The sequence below is a fragment of the Thalassomonas sp. RHCl1 genome, assembly GCF_947387555.1.
Lineage (GTDB): Bacteria > Pseudomonadota > Gammaproteobacteria > Enterobacterales > Alteromonadaceae > Thalassomonas.
The window spans coordinates 365,303-386,354 of record NZ_CANDNZ010000004.1 but is presented as its reverse complement, the minus strand read 5'-3'; the positions used below and the strand labels follow the sequence as shown (position 1 = coordinate 386,354).

Annotated in this window: 20 protein-coding genes; 5 read left to right on the top strand and 15 right to left on the bottom strand. The window is 48.8% G+C overall.

From position 1 onward, the window contains the following. Positions 1–182: 182 nt before the first annotated feature. Both QL234_RS14540 and QL234_RS14535 read right to left on the bottom strand, forming a co-directional pair. Entirely contained in the window at positions 183–1,337 is a 1,155-nt protein-coding gene (locus QL234_RS14540) for a hypothetical protein (RefSeq protein ID WP_281558549.1), read from the bottom strand. Positions 1,338–1,465: 128 nt separating this feature from the next. Continuing rightward, positions 1,466–2,374 carry a hypothetical protein gene (locus QL234_RS14535; RefSeq protein WP_281558548.1) on the bottom strand — a complete coding sequence of 303 codons (909 nt, stop codon included), beginning with the start codon at positions 2,372–2,374 and terminating at the stop codon, positions 1,466–1,468. A gap of 251 nt (positions 2,375–2,625) precedes the next feature. On the opposite strand from QL234_RS14535, the gene QL234_RS14530 reads away from it, so the two are divergent. After that, a complete protein-coding gene (locus tag QL234_RS14530; RefSeq protein WP_281558547.1) occupies positions 2,626–3,003 on the top strand; it encodes a putative zinc-binding protein in 378 nt (125 codons plus the stop codon). 55 nt (positions 3,004–3,058) lie between these two features. On the opposite strand, the gene QL234_RS14525 is transcribed toward QL234_RS14530, so the two are convergent. Both QL234_RS14525 and QL234_RS14520 read right to left on the bottom strand, forming a co-directional pair. Further along, entirely contained in the window at positions 3,059–3,472 is a 414-nt protein-coding gene (locus tag QL234_RS14525; RefSeq protein ID WP_281558546.1) for a VF530 family DNA-binding protein, read from the bottom strand. A 215-nt stretch (positions 3,473–3,687) separates the two neighbouring features. Continuing rightward, positions 3,688–4,407 (bottom strand): SDR family oxidoreductase, encoded by a 720-nt coding sequence (locus QL234_RS14520; RefSeq protein ID WP_281558545.1) that lies wholly within the window; start codon positions 4,405–4,407, stop codon positions 3,688–3,690. 257 nt (positions 4,408–4,664) lie between these two features. Here QL234_RS14520 and QL234_RS14515 point away from each other — a divergent pair, with 257 nt between their 5' ends. Then, the gene (locus QL234_RS14515) at positions 4,665–5,567 is read left to right on the top strand and encodes a LysR family transcriptional regulator (protein ID WP_281558544.1); all 903 of its coding nucleotides are present in this window, start codon (positions 4,665–4,667) and stop codon (positions 5,565–5,567) included. A 103-nt stretch (positions 5,568–5,670) separates the two neighbouring features. Here QL234_RS14515 and QL234_RS14510 read toward each other — a convergent pair whose 3' ends face one another. Then, a complete protein-coding gene (locus QL234_RS14510) occupies positions 5,671–7,023 on the bottom strand; it encodes a M20/M25/M40 family metallo-hydrolase (protein ID WP_281558543.1) in 1,353 nt (450 codons plus the stop codon). A 176-nt stretch (positions 7,024–7,199) separates the two neighbouring features. After that, a complete protein-coding gene (locus tag QL234_RS14505; RefSeq protein ID WP_281558542.1) occupies positions 7,200–7,733 on the bottom strand; it encodes a YaeQ family protein in 534 nt (177 codons plus the stop codon). Positions 7,734–7,959: 226 nt separating this feature from the next. On the opposite strand from QL234_RS14505, the gene QL234_RS14500 reads away from it, so the two are divergent. Next, positions 7,960–9,090: an alanine--glyoxylate aminotransferase family protein gene (locus tag QL234_RS14500; protein ID WP_281558541.1), complete on the top strand. Its 1,131-nt coding sequence runs from the start codon at positions 7,960–7,962 to the stop codon at positions 9,088–9,090. 78 nt (positions 9,091–9,168) lie between these two features. Here the strand turns inward: QL234_RS14500 and QL234_RS14495 are convergent, their stop codons facing one another. The 9 genes from QL234_RS14495 to QL234_RS14455 form a co-directional block, all read right to left on the bottom strand. Further along, positions 9,169–9,588, bottom strand: coding sequence for a VOC family protein (locus QL234_RS14495; protein ID WP_281558540.1), 420 nt, complete (start codon positions 9,586–9,588; stop codon positions 9,169–9,171). A 31-nt stretch (positions 9,589–9,619) separates the two neighbouring features. Next, positions 9,620–10,255: an endonuclease III gene (gene nth / locus QL234_RS14490; protein ID WP_281558539.1), complete on the bottom strand. Its 636-nt coding sequence runs from the start codon at positions 10,253–10,255 to the stop codon at positions 9,620–9,622. Positions 10,256–10,297: 42 nt separating this feature from the next. Then, positions 10,298–10,999, bottom strand: a complete 702-nt coding sequence (locus QL234_RS14485; RefSeq protein ID WP_281558538.1) for an electron transport complex subunit E — start codon at positions 10,997–10,999, stop codon at positions 10,298–10,300. After that, a complete protein-coding gene (rsxG, locus tag QL234_RS14480) occupies positions 10,999–11,694 on the bottom strand; it encodes an electron transport complex subunit RsxG (protein ID WP_281558537.1) in 696 nt (231 codons plus the stop codon). The genes QL234_RS14485 and rsxG overlap by 1 nt, the downstream gene beginning before the upstream one ends. After that, on the bottom strand, positions 11,694–12,755 hold the full coding sequence (gene rsxD / locus QL234_RS14475; protein WP_281558536.1) for an electron transport complex subunit RsxD: 1,062 nt from the start codon (positions 12,753–12,755) through the stop codon (positions 11,694–11,696). Before rsxD ends, rsxG begins: the two co-directional genes overlap by 1 nt. Before the next feature lie 4 nt (positions 12,756–12,759). Beyond that, complete coding sequence (rsxC, locus tag QL234_RS14470) at positions 12,760–15,201, bottom strand: electron transport complex subunit RsxC (protein ID WP_281558535.1); 2,442 nt, start codon at positions 15,199–15,201, stop codon at positions 12,760–12,762. Positions 15,202–15,213: 12 nt separating this feature from the next. Further along, positions 15,214–15,768: an electron transport complex subunit RsxB gene (gene rsxB / locus QL234_RS14465; protein ID WP_281558534.1), complete on the bottom strand. Its 555-nt coding sequence runs from the start codon at positions 15,766–15,768 to the stop codon at positions 15,214–15,216. Positions 15,769–15,826: 58 nt separating this feature from the next. Next, positions 15,827–16,408 carry an electron transport complex subunit RsxA gene (rsxA, locus tag QL234_RS14460; RefSeq protein ID WP_044835051.1) on the bottom strand — a complete coding sequence of 194 codons (582 nt, stop codon included), beginning with the start codon at positions 16,406–16,408 and terminating at the stop codon, positions 15,827–15,829. A 179-nt stretch (positions 16,409–16,587) separates the two neighbouring features. After that, on the bottom strand, positions 16,588–18,471 hold the full coding sequence (locus QL234_RS14455; RefSeq protein WP_281558533.1) for a GGDEF domain-containing protein: 1,884 nt from the start codon (positions 18,469–18,471) through the stop codon (positions 16,588–16,590). 595 nt (positions 18,472–19,066) lie between these two features. Here QL234_RS14455 and rimP point away from each other — a divergent pair. Next, positions 19,067–19,528, top strand: coding sequence for a ribosome maturation factor RimP (gene rimP / locus QL234_RS14450; RefSeq protein WP_281558532.1), 462 nt, complete (start codon positions 19,067–19,069; stop codon positions 19,526–19,528). A gap of 22 nt (positions 19,529–19,550) precedes the next feature. Beyond that, positions 19,551–21,044 carry a transcription termination factor NusA gene (gene nusA, locus QL234_RS14445; RefSeq protein WP_281558531.1) on the top strand — a complete coding sequence of 498 codons (1,494 nt, stop codon included), beginning with the start codon at positions 19,551–19,553 and terminating at the stop codon, positions 21,042–21,044. The last annotated feature ends 8 nt before the right edge of the window (positions 21,045–21,052 follow it).

The window sequence follows — 21,052 nt, the reverse complement described above, 5'->3', positions numbered from 1 at the left end:
TTTTGATGGTTTAGCGGTGGGAGCGATAATATTATCAAGCAGAAAGCTTTTGTCGCTTCTTGATTTTTTGCAGCGAGTGCCGGCCATTGAAAAAGCCGGCGCAACCCTCGCCTGGTTTGCTTTTGGGGTGGATAACATCTCTGGAATGAGGGCTTTCTACACCTTAACTTGATATGTTTTAGCTATTCTTGCTGTAAAGTTTCTGAGGTGCATGCAATATCCGGCTCTGAGCTATGGGATGACGCCTGAGCCTGGTCGTTTTGGGATGGCTGGCTATCTTCATTGTCTTTATAGGTTCTGGCAACCCTTTCCTGTAGAGTCTTCGAAGCGCAGGCAATATCGGGTGTTGAATTATATTGCGGCGCAGACACCCGGTAGTTCCTGTATAACGAGGGATCTTCGCATGGTTCGCCATTTTCTACCGCTTTAATGAGGTTATAGGTTTCACGGGCGGTCACATAATGCAGGCAATAGTTTTTACCGTCATTATATTTGCTTTCCAGGTAAGTAAAGATATCGTCCATTTCCTGCCCCAGTACGGCATCGCCATCGGTGGCGCCATGGGTGTGCATTTTCACAAATACCCAGTCTTCCTTGCCTTTAACTGAAATGGCAGAGCGGATGCAGGCATCTATTCTGTTGGGTTTTAGCGGGGTGTGGCCGGCAATTTCATCGCCGGAAACCCGCAATTTCGTCAGTTTATTATCCCTAAAATAGGGAAAGGTCGGTCCCTGAACTATCATCAGGTCTTCGGAATCGCACTGGCCGTTTGCCGTCACCGGTTTACCTGTGTTATGGGATTTAGGTTTAGAGGGATCATCTTTGGCGTAAAAAATGGAATTAATCTGCTTCGGAGTCGCCTCATTGGGTGACGGAAAGGTATAGTCGGCATAACAGCCGGTTTCTTTTAATATACTGATCTCATCATTCACACCGCAAAACTGATTATTTCTGGCATTATCCAGCGCCCAGTCCCCATGAATAAAGCCATAGGCGGTTTTGCCATTTTCCTTGCCAAAAATACCGAATTGAGAAAACTCCTCCAGGCAAAGTTTTATCGTTTCCCTGAGGTTGTCCGAGGTATCGGGACAGTGTTTGCCATGGTGCAAATGCAGCTCAACTTCCCCATAACCCTGTTCACAAAGGCTGACAACGTCTCTTAAGTAGTAGTCTTTATGGTAATGGGGGGGAATAAACCAGGTTCTGGTTGGCGGTAAACCTTCACTGTCTTTATGTTTATCGGCAAGTTTCGGGTAGTCTGTCAGTAGTCTGTTGACCCTTTCCCTTGCTTCCTGATCGGATACGTTCCCTGTGCCGGGCTCGTAATGATCCGTCATACAAAAAAATACGTGTATGGGCTGGTTTTTCTTCGTGAGCCGGTGAAATTTTATGGCATTAGGCACCCATTGCAACAGGACGCGGGCCATGAATAATATCTTTTTTAACATACTGCTTTTATCTCGAATTAGTTTACTACTGCGTTATGTTCGTCGCTGGGGTTGGTTTTGACATATTCATCCGCCCAGGCAATCAGGGCTTCACGGGGCCAGACAAGCAAATAGGACTGGGGAGTATATTTACCTTCTTCGTATAGTTTCAGCCGGGATTTGGACTTGCTGATGGCATTGCCGGTTTCATCTTTCCCCATATAAAAGCTTTTAGCCCCGTTTTGTAAAGGGATGGACTGCAGATACATCAGTCGCGGGCTGATATCGGCCAATTGCGGATCATAAAACCAGCTAATACCAAAGAATCCTTTAATTTCCGGGTTTATTTTCATCATCTGGGCCAAGTGGACATAACAGTCGTTCCAGCCCTGCTCATTAAAGCGGCCGAGCTCAGGGGTATAGGTATGGATTTGGTAATAGCCCTTACTGCCGCCGTGTGCGGCGAGAAAGGACAAAAAGGAAAGGGTTCCCAAACGGTTTAAATGGATACCTTGCTTGGCGCTAAAGCCGGAATAGTGTTCGGTAATTTGCGCCCCGGCAGGAAACATCAGTTGTCTGGCCATGGCCAGCTCCTTCCAATAGACATCAAGCTTTTGCTCGCCCCAACCGTCACTGTTTTCACAATTGCCGAGAATGCGGTTAAAGATGATCTGATATTGGTCTAAAACCGATTGGCTATAATTGGCTGGTGTAAAATCGTCCCAGTTTTCAATAAGACAACTGAGGATGACAATTTTTTTGAATGCCTCTTTATCTGCGACATCTTGCATTTGCCCTAAGGCTTTTTTCATATATGCCGGCTGATATGCAACGATGGTTTTGGCCTGATATTGTTTTAGCTCTTGTAAAGTCGGTGCTATTTGATCTGAATACTTAAACTCACCTTTGAGATTTTCTAATAGATCTTTAAATTGTTGAAGCAGCATTATAACCCATTACTTTAAAAGTTGAATTTCAGGATTATTTTACATAAGCATTGAATTGTTAACAATATCTATGGGAGTTGTTAAATCTGGCCCGTTGGCGGATAAGACAACCCCCGGAGACCGCATTTTGTCGAAGGAATGAGCCAAGTTGCTAATTTTATAGCTAATATAACAAAGCATTGATCCCGATCAATGCCGCTATTATTTTGCTCATTATAATGGTTAATATGCGAGAATTGTGAGAGTTGAATATGGTAGCTACCAAAAACCCCATCGTCTATTCCTGCTCGGGTTGCTCTAACCTGGCACAGATAGCACATGATATTTCTTCCATGCTGGACAGTGATGGTATTGCAGAAATGTCTTGTATTTCAGGTGTGATCGGCAAAATAAAACCGGTAGCCGATTTAGCTTATTCCGGCCGTCCTATTATCGCCATTGACGGTTGCGGTTTGGGCTGTACGAAAGCTTGTCTGAGTGCCTGTGATTTGACCCCCGAGTTTTATTTTGATATCAGCCGTTTTGGTTTTGAAAAACGTGGCAAGGATGAAAATTCGCTGATCGAGAACAGTGTTGCCCTGGAGAATATCTATGGCGAACTGCGTAAATCGGGGATCACTTTTCCTTAAGCCCTTATCTGAAAGCATACAGGAGCTTATTTTTAGCTCCTGTATGCTTGCTTTGTTATTTGCCCCAATTAGCCCAGGGATTGCCAGCATTTGAGGCTCTTTCCCTGGATTTTTTCGCTTTTTTCTGGCGCAGGCGTTCAGCGTCTTCAAAGCTTAATACTGCAGGCTCTTTAGGCTTTTGATGTGCCGGGATAATACGTTCGCGCGGCGGTAACTGGAATTGTTCGCTGTCCGCTCTGGGCAGGTTTTTAAACTGATAGAGATAAAAGGCTTCCACTTTTTCCCTGGCCCAGTCGGTTTTCTTCAGGAACTTGATGCTTGAAGCTATGCTGGGTTTGGTTTTAAAACATTTCAGGTTTAAATAGGCGTGTAATATTTCCCAGCCGTAGTGGTCGACAATTTCCGTTAGCAGGGTCTCCAGTTTCAGGCCATGTAGCGGGTTGTTTAAGTACTTATTTTCTGTGTTCATGTTTATACCTGGATGTCTGAGGGGCAGGGGGTTATATCCTGAATAGCGGTATTATAAATTTTACCCGGTGGATTTGATAGTGTTATCTATATAGCCGGTGGCAGAGAAAGCTAATATGCTCATGAAGCAGAAAGCGCTGCCGTTAACCGGCAGCGCTTTTCCGTGGTGGGTATTGTAACAACTGACCCAGGGCTGGTGTGCTTTTAATCGGGAACTTATGGTTGCTGCCTGGTTGCCGCCAGTACGATTTCCCTGATACACACATTTTGCGGTTGGCCGTAGGCAAAAGTTACAGCATTGGCGACATCACTAGCGGCTAATACGCCGCCCATATCCTTTTTCCAAGACTGGTAACCGGCAACGATCTCATCTGATGTCGTATGGGAAAGCAGCTCGGTTTCAACGGCTCCCGGTGCTATGGTGATAACACGGACATTGCTGTCGGCAACTTCTTCCCTGACGTTTTCTGAGATGGCGTGTACCGCGAATTTAGTGCCGCAGTAGGCGGCATGATTACCGAAGGTTTTTCTGCCGGCGACAGAGCTGATATTAACGATAGTGCCTGTATTTCTCTCTTTCATAGCTGCAAGCACGCTTTGCATGCCGTTGAGTAATCCCAGCACGTTAACCTCGTACATGGTTTGCCATTCTGCAGCGCTCTGGTTGTCAACTTGTCCCAGCAACATAACCCCGGCATTGTTGACCAGCAGATCCACCGGGCCATATTGCGCTACGGCGTTATCGATGGCTGCCTGGAATGAAGCTTGATCTGTAACATCGACTTTGGCACAAATGCAGTTCGGTAAGTTCAATGCTTCAAGTTTTTCAAGACGCCTGGCAAGTAGTAACAGCGGATGTCCCTGGGCGCTCATTTGTCTGGCTAATGCTTCGCCGATACCTGAACTGGCGCCTGTGATCACAACTAAATTTTTCATTTTTACCTCGTAAACCTGTTTGTCTTGCTGGTGTGTTTAAAGCGGAGGAAATGATACTTAAGGCGATGCGGCTGATATATGGGATTTTGGCTACATCTGTTGTGACTCAGGGGAAACAATTCGGGAAACTATCTATAAATCATGTGATTAAGCTAAGGTGTTTAGCTTGTTGTTTTGCTTTCTGCTCAGCAACAATTGAATATCCTGGCTTAATAATTGATAATTTTGTTTACTCATTGTTGACAATAAACCAGGCCATGAAACAAAAGATCAGTCTTTCAGATATCCGGACATTTGTTGTCCTGGCACAAAGTGGCAGCTTTACTAACGCTGCCGAAGTGCTGATGTGTTCCCGTTCGCATATTTCAAAGCAACTGGCGCAGCTTGAGTCTGACTTAGGGGTAACCCTGTTAACCCGCACCACCAGAACCCAGAAACTCACGCCCCAGGGGGAGGTATTTTTTGAACGTTGCCAAAGCTCACTGCATAGCATAGATATGGCAGTTGACAGGGTTTTGGAGAGCTCAGCGTCGCTGCATGGGCTGATTAAAATTAACTGTGTTGGTGGTGTTATCGGGGAAGAGATTGTTGCGCCTCTGGTGAATGACTTTATGGCAGCATATCCCGGGATCAGTATCGAGCTGGATTTTAGCAGCCGCCGGGTCGATCTGGTCTCGGGGGAGTTCGATTTTGTCTTTCGTATGGGGCAGCTTGATGATTCGGCGTTAATCGCGAGAAAACTGACCGATATTCATATAGACACTTTTGCCAGTCCGGGTTATTTAAAGCAACATGGCCGTCCCGGTGATCCTAAAGACTTAAAGCAGCACAGATGTATTGTCGGCAGCATGCACCACTGGTCTTTCATCAACCTAGCCAGCGCCAGGAAGCTTGAGGTGCCCGTTAGCGCCAATCTCAGATGCAAAAATGGCCGGGCCATGGTGTCGTCCGCTTTAGCCGGTAACGGTATCATCCGGGTGCCGGAGTTATATTGTCAAAACGAGCTTAAAAACGGTGAACTTGAACCGGTATTTAGCGAGTGGAAAGTGCAGTCGACGCCTTTATATCTGGTTTACCTGCAGGACAAGCATCAGCCGCTGAGGCTGCAAACTTTTAAAGATTTTGTGATGGAAAAGTTCGCCGGCTTTTTGCCTGTATAGCGCTTAATCTGGCCGGTAACAGGGAAGGACAGCTATTAAAAAAGGTTTATTGCTTTTGCTTGTTTAAAGCGGCAATAAACCTTTTTATCTTGTTTCAGCCGCTTTAGTAAATCAGGCCGGTGCCATGTACCTGGGCGGGATCAATTCTTGACGGGGTAACAGTGCCGTCAACCAGGCCCCGGGTACCTGTGGCCAGGGTCTGGATCACCTTAAACATGGAGTCAAGATCCAGGCTGGCCAGGTCATCACTGACCTGGTGGTAATGCTGATCTTTATCCAGCTGGGTGCTGCTGAAACTATGGGCTGGTACCCCTAAACGGGCCAGGGTGGCATTATCCGAGCGGTAAAATAACCCTTGTTCAGGGTAAGGGTCCTGATGAATTTTGTGTTTTTCTTCCTTGATTTGTTTGTTGAGCAACTCGCCCAAATCAGAGCGCTCCATGCCTGTCATCCATATGGTACCTGCGCCGAATTTCGACGGCTTGCCGATCATTTCAATATTGATCATCGCCACCACCTGCTCCGGATTGAGCTGTTTTGAAAAGGCCTTGGAGCCAAAACCGCCAATTTCTTCTGCGGTAAAGGCGCTGAACATCAGGGTTCTGGCATTATCTTTTTGCTGGGCAAAATGCTCCGCCAGGTTGATCATGGCAGTGATGCCGGAAGCATCGTCATCGGCGCCGTTGTAGATGACATCACCTTCTCCTTCGCTGTTGACCCCGATATGATCATAATGGCCGCTATAGAGCACTATTTCTTTTGCCTGGCTTTTACCCGGTAATACCCCGACCACATTGGTCAACCGCTGTTTCTTGGTAGCTGTCGTGCCTGTGATATCCAGGCTGTCAAGGTTGATGAGCTTGGTTAAGGCAATCACGATGGCGCCCTGGTGCCCGAGTTCAAGCTTGGTTAATCCGCGCTTAAAATAATGCTGGTAGCGCTGGAACATGGCTTTTTGGGATGGATGTAGCAATACCAAGTGTTGGCCGCCTTCCTTATTTAATTTTCTCAGGGCATCGCGCAGATTGTCTTTTTCGCCGATGACATGGGTTTTTACCGCACCGGTTTGTTGCCAGGAAAAAGCGGGCATGGTACTGGCCATGGCCAGGTTTTCTTTATCAATCACCTGGTTGTTTAAACTGACCTTAAGTGATTTTGGGCTAATGCTGTAAATGGAAAAACTTTGTTTAAAGCTGGTGTGGCCCGCCATGGGCTTAAGGCCGATATCGGTAAAGCGTTTGCTGATGTAGTCGGCGGCCTGGTCGATTTCCTTGGAAAAACTTGCCCGCCCCCTGAGCTCATCGCTGGCCAGGTAAGTAATATCCCGGGTCATGTTCTCCATGGAAAGTTTTGCCATGCCCTGGCTCAAGGGCATCAGGGCGAATGCTGCGGCCATTGCCAGCGGCAGCTTATGTTGGCAGAAGCTGCGTTTTACTCGTCGTTTATTTAAGTTCATAGCTGTTGATATCCTCAAGACCCTTAACGGGCTCTTATTGTTATAAATGGCTTGCTATTGCAGATGCTCAGTGTTGTAAAAAGCGCCTGAGATTGCAAGAGTGAAAAGGTAACAGCTTTTGTCCACCGGTTACCTTTTCTTGTTTTTTCGTCACTTTTTTGATGAAGGGCGGGGAGTTATAACAGTTTTTTGGTTTCAACCAGAACGGTTTTATCGCCGGAGGTCAGCCATAGCTGGCCATCCTGGATGCTGCATTGAAACTCCATGGTGCGGCTGACTAAATCGGTAAGGGCAGTTGTTGTTTCAACATCAAATTGCTCTATGGATAACTTGTCGAACTGGCGCATTTTACCGGCCACCTGCGACCACCAGGTATCAACGCTGCTGCCGTAACAATAGAGCTTGACTTCATTGGCGCGGTTACAGGCCTTTTTAATTCTTTTACTGTCCACTTGTCCCAGCTCGATCCACAGCTCAATGTCTTCGGCGTAATTCATTTGCCACAAGGCGGCTTCGTCTTCGTCGCTGACGCCTTTACCGAACTGCAGATTTTCATTGGCGTTTAAGATAAAGGCGACGATGCGTACCATCATGCGCAGATCGGTTTCCGACGGATGCTGGGCAATGGTTAACTGCAGGGTATCGTAATAGTTACGATCCATGTCTGAGAGTTGGATGTTGGCTTTAAAAATGGTTGCTTTAAGTGCCATATTTACTGCTGCTTAGCTGGTTATTAGCTTGTTAAGAATTAGGTGCCGGTATAGTACCTTTTACTATAGCACCCGGCCAGCAATACTCATGATATTGATTAAATTGTTTATTTTAGCAACAAGTGAAATTTGTCCAGCTTTATTGCCGTTAATTTATTTGCCGGATATTTGAACTGGGCAAGTTTTCAATGTTAAGGTGAGGAACCACTTTTTTAAGGATACTGCTATGCCAATTCAGTCTTTTATTCCTCCCCAGCGGACATTAATGGGTCCGGGTCCTTCAGATGTTAATCCCCGCATTTTATCTGCCCTGGCCAGGCCTACGGTCGGCCATTTAGATCCTACGTTTGTCGGCATGATGGATGAAGTGAAATCCCTGTTGCAATACGCCTTTCAGACGGAAAATGCCTTTACCATCGCCGTGTCTGCTCCCGGCTCTGCCGGAATGGAAGCCTGTTTTGTTAATTTGCTGACGCCAAAAGACACCGTGGTGGTGTGCCGTAATGGTGTCTTTGGCGCGCGCATGATAGAGAATGTACAAAGGGTCGGCGCTAACTTGATTGTCGTTGACAGCCCCTGGGGCAGGGCGGTCGATCCCCAGCAACTCGAAGATACCTTAAAGCAAAACCCGCAGGCAAACTTTGTCGCTTTTGTGCATGCGGAAACCTCAACCGGTGCCTTATCCGATGCCAAAACCTTGTGTGAAATTGCCAGCAAGCATGACTGCCTGACCATAGTGGATGCGGTAACCTCCCTCGGCGGTGTTGAGCTGAAAGTGGATGACTGGGGCATAGACGCCATTTATTCCGGTAGCCAGAAATGTTTATCTTGTGTGCCGGGTTTATCGCCGGTGAGTTTCAGCGAGCGTGCCACACAAGTGATTAAAAACCGTAAAATGCCGGTACAAAGCTGGTTCCTGGATCAGTCGCTGGTGATGGGCTACTGGTCGGGTGAAGGAAAACGCTCTTACCACCATACCGCTCCGGTAAATTCGCTTTACGCCTTACATGAAGCTTTGGTGATCTTGCAGCAGGAAGGGCTGGAGCAGAGCTGGGCCAGACATAAGGCACAGCATCAGAAATTTGCCAGCGGATTAACTAAATTGGGTCTGGATTTTATCGTGCCACAAGAAGAACGTTTGCCTCAGCTTAACTCTGTTTTTATTCCTAAGGGCGTAGATGATGCCGCAGTACGCAATTATTTGTTAAACGAATATAACCTGGAAATCGGTGCCGGTTTAGGGGACTTTGCCGGTTCGGCCTGGCGTATCGGCCTGATGGGGTATGCGGCAAGGAGTGAAAATGTTGCCCTGTGCCTGAGCGCTTTAGAAGATGCTTTAGGGCGTTTTTCTGCTTAAGGGTTGGGGTTGAAGGCGGTTAACTGGCTTTACTTAACCGCCTGCAGGATGTTCTGCGCCGGGAGGATAAACAGCGGCTTACCAGCTGCCGGTATTTTCCATGCTTAACCAGGGCTCTTGTGGTGGCAGGGCGCCGCCTTTTTGTAACAGCTCTATCGAGATCCCGTCGGGGGATTTGATAAAGGCCATATGACCACACCGGGGCGGGCGGTTGATGATCACACCTGATTGCTGCAGTTTTTCACAGAGTTGATAGATGTCATCCACTTCAAAGGCCAGGTGACCAAAATTACGGCCTTGGCTATAAGTTTCGCTTGCTCCCCAGTTATGGGTCAATTCCACTTCCGGTGCGCCGGGCTCAGTGGCCAGATAAATCAGGGTAAATTTTCCTTCGGGGTAATCGCTGCGCCTAGTTTCCACTAAACCTAACTGATTGATGTAAAAGTTGAGTGAGGCATCCAGATCCAGCACCCGCACCATGGCATGTAAAAATTTCATTGTTTGTTCCTGCTTATTGGGAAAAGTCTGCTTAAAGCTCTGTTTTATCTTTAAATTCACATAAATCTTCGATAATACAGGAGCCGCATTTGGGTTTACGGGCAACACAGGTATATCTGCCGTGTAATATCAGCCAGTGGTGGACATCGACTTTAAATTCTTTCGGCACTACCTTTAACAGTTTTTGCTCCACCAGGTCGACATTTTTACCCATGGCGAGTTTAGTGCGGTTGCTGACCCTGAAAATATGGGTGTCCACCGCTATGGTCGGCCAGCCAAAGGCGGTGTTTAATACTACGTTGGCGGTTTTTCTGCCGACCCCGGGCAGGGCCTCGAGCGCCTCGCGGTTTTCCGGTACTTCGCCGCCATGTAAGTCCACCAGCATCTGGCAGGTTTTCATGGTGTTGACTGCCTTGGTATTAAACAGGCCTATGGTTTTGATATAGGATTTAAGTCCTTCCAGGCCAAGGTCTAAAATGCCCTGCGGGGTATTGGCGACCGGGAACAATTTGTCGGTGGCTTTATTGACGCCGACATCGGTGGCCTGTGCCGATAATAATACCGCGATCAGCAATTCAAACGGGCTGGAGAAATTCAGCTCTGTGGTCGGGTGAGGATTGTCGTCCCGTAACCGGGTCAATATTTCCAGGCGTTTTTCTTTATTCATAACAAGTTTCTTTTCTATCTCTTATCTCAAGTCAGTGAAGACTTATTGGGCATCAAAATTGACCCGTACCCTTTCTATATTTTGTTCTTCTGGTTGCGGCTGGGCCTGGGCTATTTTGCTGTCGATAACATTTTTGATGGCGATTAAAAAGCCCATGGCGATAAAGGCGCCCGGGGGCAGGATCGCCAGTAAAAACTGGCTGTCGAGGTTGTAGACTTCAACACGCAAACCCGCGGCCCATTCGCCAAGCAATAAATTGGCGCCGTCAAACAAGGTTCCCTGGCCGAGGACTTCACGGATAGCCCCTAAGGCCAACAGCACTAAGGCAAAGCCGGTGCCCATCATCAGGCCGTCAAAGCCGGCCTGTTTGACCGGGTTTTTCGAAGCATAGGCTTCTGCCCGGCCGATAATGGCGCAGTTGGTAACGATCAGGGGCAAAAATAATCCCAGCGACTGGTAGATGCCGTAAGTAAAGGCATTCATCAGCAATTGCACGCAGGTCACAAAGGCGGCTATGATCATCACAAAAATCGGGATGCGGATTTCTTTCGGTACCCATTGGCGAATAGCCGATACCGTGATGTTGGAGCCGATTAAGACCAGTAAGGTCGCCAGGCCCAGTCCCAGGGCGTTGGTGACGGTTGAGGTGACCGCCAGCAGCGGACATAAGCCCAGTAACTGTACCAGGCCGGGGTTGTTTTTCCATAGCCCCTGCCTGGCGAGTTCTTTATATTCATTGCTCATTAGCTTTCTTCCCCGCTGGTGTCGGAGTTCTGGTTCTTGCTCAGGCTCTGGCCTTCATCACGGCAGCTGCCGCTATTGCTGCTACCTTCGAGGGCAAACAAGGCCTGCTGATGCTGCTTAAAATAAGTGACGGTTTGTTTTACCGCTTTGACCACGGCCCTGGGGGTAATGGTGGCGCCGGTAAACTGATCAAACATGCCGTTGTCTTTGGTGACGGCCCAGCGGCTGTCTTTTTCATCGCGTATTACTTTGCCGTTGAAACTTGTGATCCAGTCACTTTTTCTGATTTCAATTTTATCTCCCAAGCCCGGGGTTTCATTGTGCTTTAACTGGCGTACGCCGCTGACCGAGCCGTCGGCATTGACGGCGACAATCAGTTGGATATTGCCGTTATAGCCGTCAGGGGCGGTGGTGCTGATGGCGGCGGCAACCGGCTCGCCGTCGAAGCGGGCCAGATAGACGGTTTGCGGCTCACTGCTGCCGAGTAAGGGATCGGTTACCAGGCGACAGTCATTGGCGAGATTATTATTCAGGCGCTGTGGCTCGATAATACTGTGCAAAATCGTCAGCAAATGCTGTTGTTGCTGGTTTTGAATATGACCCTTGGTAAATTCATTCACCAGACCCACCACCGCAGTGCAGGCAATGGCGAACAGGGCGAGAATTTTACTGTTTTTCTTAATGGCGATGCGCATTACTTAGTTCCTGACTGGTGGCCATAGGTACGGGGACGGGTATATTGGTCGATAAGCGGCGCCGACATATTACAGAGTAAAACGGCAAAAGCGACCGCATCCGGGTAACCGCCAAAGCTGCGGATCAAGTATACCAAGAGTCCTGCCAGGGCGGCAAAAACGATACGCCCTCTGGTGCTGGTGGCGCCGGAGACGGGATCGGTGAGGATAAAGAAGGCGCCGAGCATACAGGCACCGTTGAACCAGTGGAACATAGTCGAAGCGCTGCTGTCCGGGCTGATTAAAAAGGCAATCAGCGAGCAGATAAATAAGCTGGCTAAAAAGCTGGCGGGGGTGACCCAGTTAATGGCTTTTTTGGCAATTAAGATCAGCCCGCCGATCAGGAAGCCAAAGTTGATCCATTCCCAGCCGACACCGAAATAGTCGCCAAAGACCGGTGACTGTAAGCTCTCACTCACGGTAAGCCCCATGGTAGTACCGGTTTTTAGGGTGTCTAACGGCGTGGCCATGGTAAAGCCGTCAATATGGGTACGTAGTTGGTCCGGGGAAAAACCTTCGGCGGTAAAGCCGGTGAAAATGGTGCTTAAGGTATTGCTAAAGGTCAGCTCCATGCTCATCAGGCTCAGCGGCGGCTGCCATAAGGTCATTTGCACCGGGAAAGAGATCAGCAACATCACATAGGCCGCCATGGCCGGGTTAAAGGGGTTATGTCCCAAACCGCCATAAAGCTGTTTTACCACGACAATGGCAAATACCGCGCCTATGACTGAAACCCACCAGGGGGCCAGGGCGGGTAAGCTGATGCCGAGTAATACCGCGGTTAAGATGGCGCTGCCGTCGAACAGCTGTTTTTTGATGTTTTTATTCCTCAGTGCCAGCACGGTATATTCGGCGACAAAGGCGCTGAAAATTGCCAGGGCGATATGTATGATATTGCCCCAGCCAAAAAAGTACCACTGGGCGAAGATGCCGGGCAGGGTTGCGTAAATGACCAGGCGCATTAACGCCGAGGTTTCATTCTGGGTATGGTTGTGAGGCGAGCTCGCTATCCAAAAGGCCATAGTTTTATTCAGACTCTAAATGTTGTTGTTCTTTTGCTTCGGCTTTTGCCTTAGCTTTTGCTTTCGCTTTTGCCACGGCGGCAGCAATGCGCTGAGCTTTTTGATCTTTTTGTGGGCTTTGTTCACTATCGGCAGCGGTAATTTCTTCCTGCTCTGTAGGCTCAGTAGCCGTTGAAGGTGCTGTTGGCGCTTCACTATCCTGGTTTTGCGGGGATAACTCTGGTTCAGCTTCCCGGGCATTTTTCGCTTCGGCTTTTGCCTTGGCTTTGGCCCTGGCTTTTTCTTTGGCCTTGGCGACCGCAGCCTGAATTTTATCCTGCTTACTGGGCTCGGCAGCCTCGAGCGGCTCGCTTGTCTGCACGGGCTCTACGGCGTCATTTTCTGCTTTACTGACTTTTGCCGGCTCTTCGCTGACATCATTTGCCGGGTTTTCATCCTGATTTTCTGACGCTGATCCTGCCTTTTTCTGGGCGCTGAGCTTTTTCGCTTTGGCGCGGGCAATGGCGGCAGCAATTTTTTGCTTTTTATCTGAGGGCTTATCTTCAGAGGGGGCATCTTCGGGACCTTTCTCTTCAGGGCTTTGGCTGCTATCTGCGTCCTCAGCTGTCCCGGCCTGGCCGGGGGCTTCAGCACTTTCCGGCGCTTGAGCGAGTACCTGCTCTTGCTCGGCATCTTTTATGCCTGCTTGCTCTTGCTCGTTTTCAGCTTTTGCCTTGGCAGCTTGCTTTTTGGCTTTCGCCCGGGCAATGGCGGCGGCAACCTGACTTTTTTGCTCGGCCTTAGGGTCTTGTGTTTGTTCCTGGGCCTGGGATGAAACCTCTTCGCCATTGGCGTTAGTACTTACTTCATCTGCCTTGCCTGTTGCTGCTTTGTCCTGCGCAGCAGCATTGCCTGCTGTCTGGGCCTTCTTCGCTTTTACCCGCGCCAGTGCGGCGGCAACGGCGGATTTGGCGCTTTGGCCTTCTTCCGTTGGTTTGTTCATGGCGGCGCGGCGGGCTTCTGCTGCCTTTTTGTGTTTTTCTTCCCGGGCTTTTTTCTCTCTTTCCAGCCGGGCTTTACGGGCTTCGAAGCGGTCTTTGGCTTTTTCGGCCTTTAACTCCTGTACCTGCAGCTGGCGAATTTCCGCCTTGGCCACCCGGTAATATTGCACCAGGGGGATCTGGCTCGGGCAGACATAGGCACAGGCGCCGCAGTCGATACAGTCAAATAAGTTCAGCTTTTGCAGCTGCGGATAATCTTTGGCCTTGGCGCTCCACTGCAGTTCCTGGGGTAACAGCTGGCTCGGGCAGACTTCTGCGCACTGGCCGCAGCGGATACACTCCACTTCTTTATTATCGGCAGGAATTTCGCTTTCTTCGGGAGCGAGCAAACAGTTGGTGATTTTGACGATCGGCACCTGGGTGCTCGGCAGGCTAAAGCCCATCATGGGGCCGCCCATGATCAGGTGCCGGCGTTTGCCCGCCTGGTAGCCGCATTGCTCCAGTAAGTATTCCACCGGGGTGCCGAGCAGGGCCCAGACGTTTCTCGGTTTGCTTAATGCCCGCCCGGAAACCGTGACCACCCGGCGTATCAGCGGGGTATCGTTGAGTACGGCTTCGGCGATGGCAAAGCAGGTGGCGATGTTTTGCATCACTATGCCCAAACTAATGGGCAGGATGCCGCTGGGCACTTCCTGGCCGGTTAAGACTTTGATCAGTTGTTTCTCACCACCGGCGGGATATTTGGTGGGGATCACGCATAATTTGACCTTGTCGTAATTTTTCGTGGCCTGGCGCAGTGCTTCGATCGCTTCGGGCTTATTGTCTTCGATGCCGATCAGGATAAAGGCTGGCAGCAGTAGATGATCCAGTATTTTGATACCGTCGACGATTGCTTCGCTGTGTTCGCGGATCAGCAAGTCATCGGCGGTGATATAAGGTTCACATTCGGCGGCATTGATGATCAGGTAATTAATTTCCGGTTTATTATTGACCTTGATATGGGTAGGGAATCCTGCTCCCCCCATACCGGCAATGCCTGCCTGGGCTATTTTTTTGACGATTTCCTGGCGGCTGAGCTCATGAAAATCATCGCAGACCTGGCGTTCGCGCCAGCGGTCTTCGCCGTCCGGGGTAATAAAGATGCAAGGTTCGCTCAGGCCCGACGGGTGGGCAATAACCGAGTCTTTGATGTCGGTGATGGTGCCGCTGGTGGGGGCATGCACCGGCAAGGTCATCGGCGCCGAGTTTTGCGTCAGCGGTTGGCCTTTTAATACTTTATCGCCGACGGCGACCAATAATTCTCCGCCATTGCCTATATGCTGGCGCAGCGGAATAATCAGCTGCTTGGGCAGGGGTAAATGACGTATCGGTTTGTCGTTGGTGAGAAACTTTTGCTCCGGCGGGTGTATGCCGCCGTGAAACTTCCAAAAATGTCCGCGTTCTATGCGCTCAATTACAGATTCCACTAATGTCCTTCCCTAATCAAGCTGTACTACAGGTATGTTGTTGAGATCCCATTGCCAGTTATGCGTGCCCACGGGGATGGGGCGCATTTCGATGCAATCGACCGGGCAGGGGGCGACACAAAGATCGCAGCCGGTACATTCATCGGCAATGATGGTATGCATTTGTTTGGCGGCGCCGATAATGGCATCGACCGGGCAGGCCTGGATGCATTTGGTGCAGCCGATACAGTCTTCCTCAATAATAAAGGCGACTTTCGGGGTATTGTCCTGTTCATGGGCGGCATCTAACGGCTGTACCTCAACCCCCATCAAATCGGCAATCTTTTTGATGGTTTCATCGCCGCCGGGGGCGCATTTGTTGATGGCTTCGCCATTGGCCACGGCTTGGGCATAAGGTTTACAGCCGGGGTAGCCGCATTGTCCGCATTGGGTTTGCGGCAAGAGTTCATCAAGCTGCTCGACTAAAGGGTCGCCTTCGACCTTAAATTTAACCGAGGCATAGCCGAGCAAGGCACCAAACAAGAGCGCCATTAAACCAAGCACAAGTACTGCAATTAACGTGCTCATTAAAACTTCACCATGGGGTTATTTTCCATCACTCGATAATTCATATAACTAAACGACATTACAATTTTACCAGGCCGGTAAAGCCCATAAAGGCCAGCGACATTAATCCTGCGGTGATCATGGCAATCGCGGCTCCCTGGAACGGGGCGGGGACGTCGGCATTGGCAAGTTTTTCCCGCATCGCAGAAAACATAATCAGCACCAGGGAAAAACCTGCTGCGGCGCCGAAGCCGTAGACAATCGACTCAAGGAAATTATGCTGCTCATAAATGTTGAGCAGGGCAACCCCGAGTACGGCGCAGTTGGTGGTGATCAGCGGCAGGAATATGCCCAGCAGGCGGTAGAGGTTGGCGCTGGTTTTATGCACCACCATTTCGGTAAACTGCACCACCACGGCAATGACCAGGATAAAGGCCATAGTGGTTAAATATTCCAGTGCCAGCGGCGCCAGGATATAGGTATTGATCAAATAACTGAGTAACGAGGCCAGGGTCATGACAAAGGTGGTCGCAAAGGACATGCCGATGGCGGTTTCTGTGCGTGAAGAGACCCCCATAAAAGGGCATAATCCGAGAAATTTTACCAGCACAAAGTTGTTTACCAATACTGTACCGACAAGCAGCAGTAGATATTCAGTCATTATATTCTAAATTAACGTTAAAATTCGTACTATTATCCGTCTTTCTTCGTCATATAACAACAGATCAGTTGTAGGGTTATTACCTTAACGGGTTTGTTTGCTGCTAATTTGTGCCAGATCATGTAGCAAGGCAGTATAAAACGCTGATGCAGAAGGTTTGCCCGGCAATGACCGTTGGCTCAGAGTTTGTTCGGTTTGCCGATATAAAACCCCTGGTAGCCGTCGATAAAGAGTTTTTGCAGGGCATGTTTTTCTTCCTGGCTTTCTACGCTTTCTGCCAGCACACTGATACTGAGGCGGTGGGCCAAATCCACCATCAGGCGTAAAAAGTACTGGTTGTTTTTATCTTCATCGATATCCCGGGTATAGGTGCTGTCCATTTTAATAAAATCGGGTTTGAGATCCCGGAAAAATTTGAACGAGGTCAGTCCGACGCCAAATTTTTCTACCGTGACCCGGGAGCCTACCCGGTGCACCATATCAATAAAACGTTTACTCGATTGAATATTCTGTTGCAGGCCATATTCGCTGATTTCAAAAATCAGCCGGCTGGTGATGGCCGGCTCCCTGAGCAGGCGACGTTCGAGCCAGATAAGAAAATGTTCGTCGTTGATGCTTCTGGAGCTGATATTCAGGCCGAAACTTTGTTCCGTCAGGTTCTTGCTTGAGATTTCACCGATAGCGGTTTCGACGATAAGGCGGTCGACGGCAACTATTTTATCCAACTTTTCCGCCATGGCGATAAAAGAGGCGGTGGGCAACATCTCGTTATTGGCATTGAGAAAGCGCGCCAGCACTTCTCCATAAACCTTATTAGTACTGCTTGGCTGTATCGGCTGGACAAACAGGCTCAGACGCTGGTTTTCAAGTACGCTGTCGATTTCCTGGCGCCAGTTCTGATTGCCGTAATTGGCACTGGCACTTTTTAAGATATCGGTATCTTTTTGTGCGAACCAGGCATTGATACCCTGGGTTTGCGCCAGGCTGATGCCGGTATCCGCCAGCGCCAGCAATTCCCCTAGAGGTTTGTTTTGATCGAAATACACCAGTCCGGTATAAGCAACCGAGTCCAGATCTGAGGCTTGCTGGTAGCCGTTAAACTTATCGGTTAATTCCTGGGCAAATCTTTCCGCTTCTTTGAGCACTACATTGGGTAAAATACTGGCAAAATCTGAGCTGTTTAACCTGAATAACTCCGCACCGGGATAGCTGCTCAGGGCGGCGGCAATAATTTTTGCCACCCTGGCAATATAATTGTCTCCCTCATGATAGCCGTGGATCTGGTTGACGGTTTGTAACTCAGAGCAACGGGTGATCAATAACACGCCAAAATTTTCTCCGCCTTCCTGGTTGAGCTGGCTTTCAAAATACTGGATAAAACGGCTGCGGTTGTTGAGCTGGGTCAGGGGATCGGTATAGGCTTCTTTTTCCAGGGCGGTAGAGGCGGCGACCTGGGCTTCAATCAGGCTCTTGATCTCTGCTATGCCTTGCTTTAATGCCGGGATTTGAAAAATATCTTCCCGGGTTTCGCCTTTGCTTTCGGGGCTAAGCAAAGACATATCCAGCTTGATTTGCTGGCTGACGCTGGCAAAAAACTGCTTATATCTGCGGGTACTTAATACCCCGGCAATGACAATGACAACGCAGGTGGTGATCATGATAGCCAGTAATATCTTGACGATAAGCAGCAAGCCTTTATCTGCCGCCAGCTGAAAATTAATTTTTATATTTTGCTGCTTGAGGAAAAATTCGCGGCTCTTGGGCATGAGCTGGGGCAGGGCAAAGGCCTGTTCTGTTTTGGTAAAATGATAAAGACTTTCGCCGGCGGCATTGGACAAGGTCAAAAGGTTATAGTCAAACCCTGCGCGCAAGATTTGCGTGAGATCTTTGATTTCTCCCCGGGGCAGTATGCGCGCCACCAGCTTAGTTAATACCTGCTGATGTTCAACTTGCTGCTGTGTAAGGTGTTTGTTTAAAAAAAACAGGGAGCACGATGAGATCACCAGGCAAAATAGCAACCCAAGAACGGCATTTCTGGCCAATAGCTGAGAAAATGTATACATAAAGGCTTGATTAGCTCCCAAAGACCCGGTTATTTTTATTCGTGCGCGATTAAATTTTTTGTTAAATAAGCGTTCCTTCCTTAACTGTTATAGCATGTTCGCCCTTATTATACTAACTACTTGTAAAGCATGTAATATTTTAAAGGTGGCAGCAGCGGTCCCGCCAAAGCCATCAAAGGCGCTGTTTAAGGGGATAAGCGCCGGGGATCACAGGCGAAAAAAGTAAAAGTTTTTATACGGGGGAATTTCGATTGAATTGCCATTTCTCCTTGCGATATTTGCCCACTAACTATATAATTCGCGCAGCTTTACTATTACAGGTCGACACTGAAAGATATCTGCGCCGATGAAACGCCGGTATTTACGGCCTGTAGTATCGAGTCAATTATTGTGCTGTTGATGCCAATAATTGATGAACACAAAGGGTTCAGTGAAATAAGCCCCGAGTGATGGGGCTTTTTTGTATTTGTTTCTTTGTTATGCGTTTCTTTACCATCGGCTTTGACGGAAAGAAAGATGATAAAGAAACAAATACAATCACAGCAAGAACTATTCGCTGGGCTATATGCCCTTTTTTTGTATCTGGAGAAATCGATTGGCTAAATTTGAGCAAAAATTGACTGAAATGTTACGACCTGCCGTTGAGGAAGTCGGAAAAGAGCTGCTGGGCATTGAATATATCAGCGCCGGCAATCATTCAGTTTTACGTTTGTTTATTGATCACGAAAACGGCATCAATGTAGATGATTGTGCCGAAGTTAGCCGCCAGGTCAGTGCGATACTGGATGTGGAAGATCCCATCAGTACCGAATATAACCTGGAAGTTTCATCGCCTGGCCTGGACCGCCCTTTATTTGAAAAGGCGCATTTTGAAGCTGTTATTGGTGAAACGATAGAAGTGAGATTGTCAATGCCGCTAAATGGTCGACGTAAATTTAAAGGTTTACTAGAAGCGATAGAGAATGACACTTTGATTGTCACGGTTGATGGCCAGGATTATGAGCTGGTACTCACCAATGTCGACAAGGCAAACCTTGTTCCGAATTTTACAAAATAATGATTAACTAGGGCTAAGTAGCATGAGTAAGGAAATATTACTGGTTGTAGACGCCGTTTCCAATGAGAAGGCAGTGCCTCGTGAAAGCATTTTTGAGGCCATGGAAACCGCTTTAGAAACAGCCACTAAGAAAAAATATGAAGGCGATATTCTGGTACGTGTCAGTATCGATCGCCAAACCGGTGAGTTTGATACTTTCCGCCGCTGGTTAGTTGTCGATGACGACCAGGAAATGGAAAATCTGTTTGCCGAGATCAGTTTATCTGCCGCCAAGTTCGACAATGAAGAGGCCGAAGTTGGTCAGTATATCGAAGAGCAGATTGAATCGGTTAAATTCGATCGTATCACCACACAAACCGCCAAGCAGGTTATCGTACAGAAAGTACGTGAAGCCGAGCGTGCCCTGATTGTTGATGCCTATCAGGATCAGGTGGGCGAGCTGATCACAGGTGTGGTGAAAAAAGCCAGCCGCGACAGCGTGATTTTGGATTTAGGCAACAATGCCGAAGCCATCATTTATCGTGACGATATGTTACCGCGTGAAGTATTCCGTCCGGGTGACCGTGCCCGTGGTTTATTGTACGCCATTAAGCCGGAAGCACGCGGCGCCCAGTTATTTGTCAGCCGTACCAAGCCGGAAATGCTGATGGAGCTGTTCCGGGTTGAAGTACCTGAAATCGGTGAAGAAATGCTGGAAATCAAGGGAGCTGCCCGCGATCCCGGTTCCCGTGCGAAAATTGCCGTTAAAAGTAACGACAAACGTATCGACCCGGTCGGTGCCTGTGTTGGTATGCGCGGCTCACGTGTTCAGGCGGTTTCCGGTGAGTTGGCCGGTGAGCGTGTTGATATCGTGTTATTTGATGATAACCCGGCGCAATTTGTTATCAATGCCATGGCGCCTGCCGAAGTTGCTTCCATCATTGTTGATGAAGACCGCGGCACTATGGATATCGCCGTTGAAGAAGGCAATTTGGCCATGGCCATCGGCCGTAGCGGTCAGAACGTACGTTTAGCCAGCCAGTTAACCGGCTGGGAATTAAACGTGATGACGGTTGCCGACATGAACGAGAAGCACCAGGCGGAAAATGACAAGGTATTAACCCTGTTCACCGAAAAGCTTGATATCGATGATGATTTCGCCACTATGCTGGCCGAAGAAGGTTTTACGTCTTTAGAAGAAATTGCCTATGTACCGGTGGGTGAGCTACTGGCCATCGACGGCATGGATGAAGATATTGTTGATACCTTACGTGAGCGTGCCAAAGAGGCATTAACCACGCAGGCATTGGCCAGTGAAGAAAGCCTGGAAGGGGCCGAGCCAGCCGAAGACCTGCTTAACCTTGAAGGTATGGAGCGCCACCTGGCGTTTGTATTGGCAAGTCGCGGTGTGTCAACGCTGGAAGAGCTTGCCGAGCAAGGTGTTGATGATATCGCTGATATTGAAGAATTAGATGAAGATAGGGCTGGTGAGCTGATCATGGCTGCCCGCAATATTTGTTGGTTTAACGAAGAATAACTAGCGCC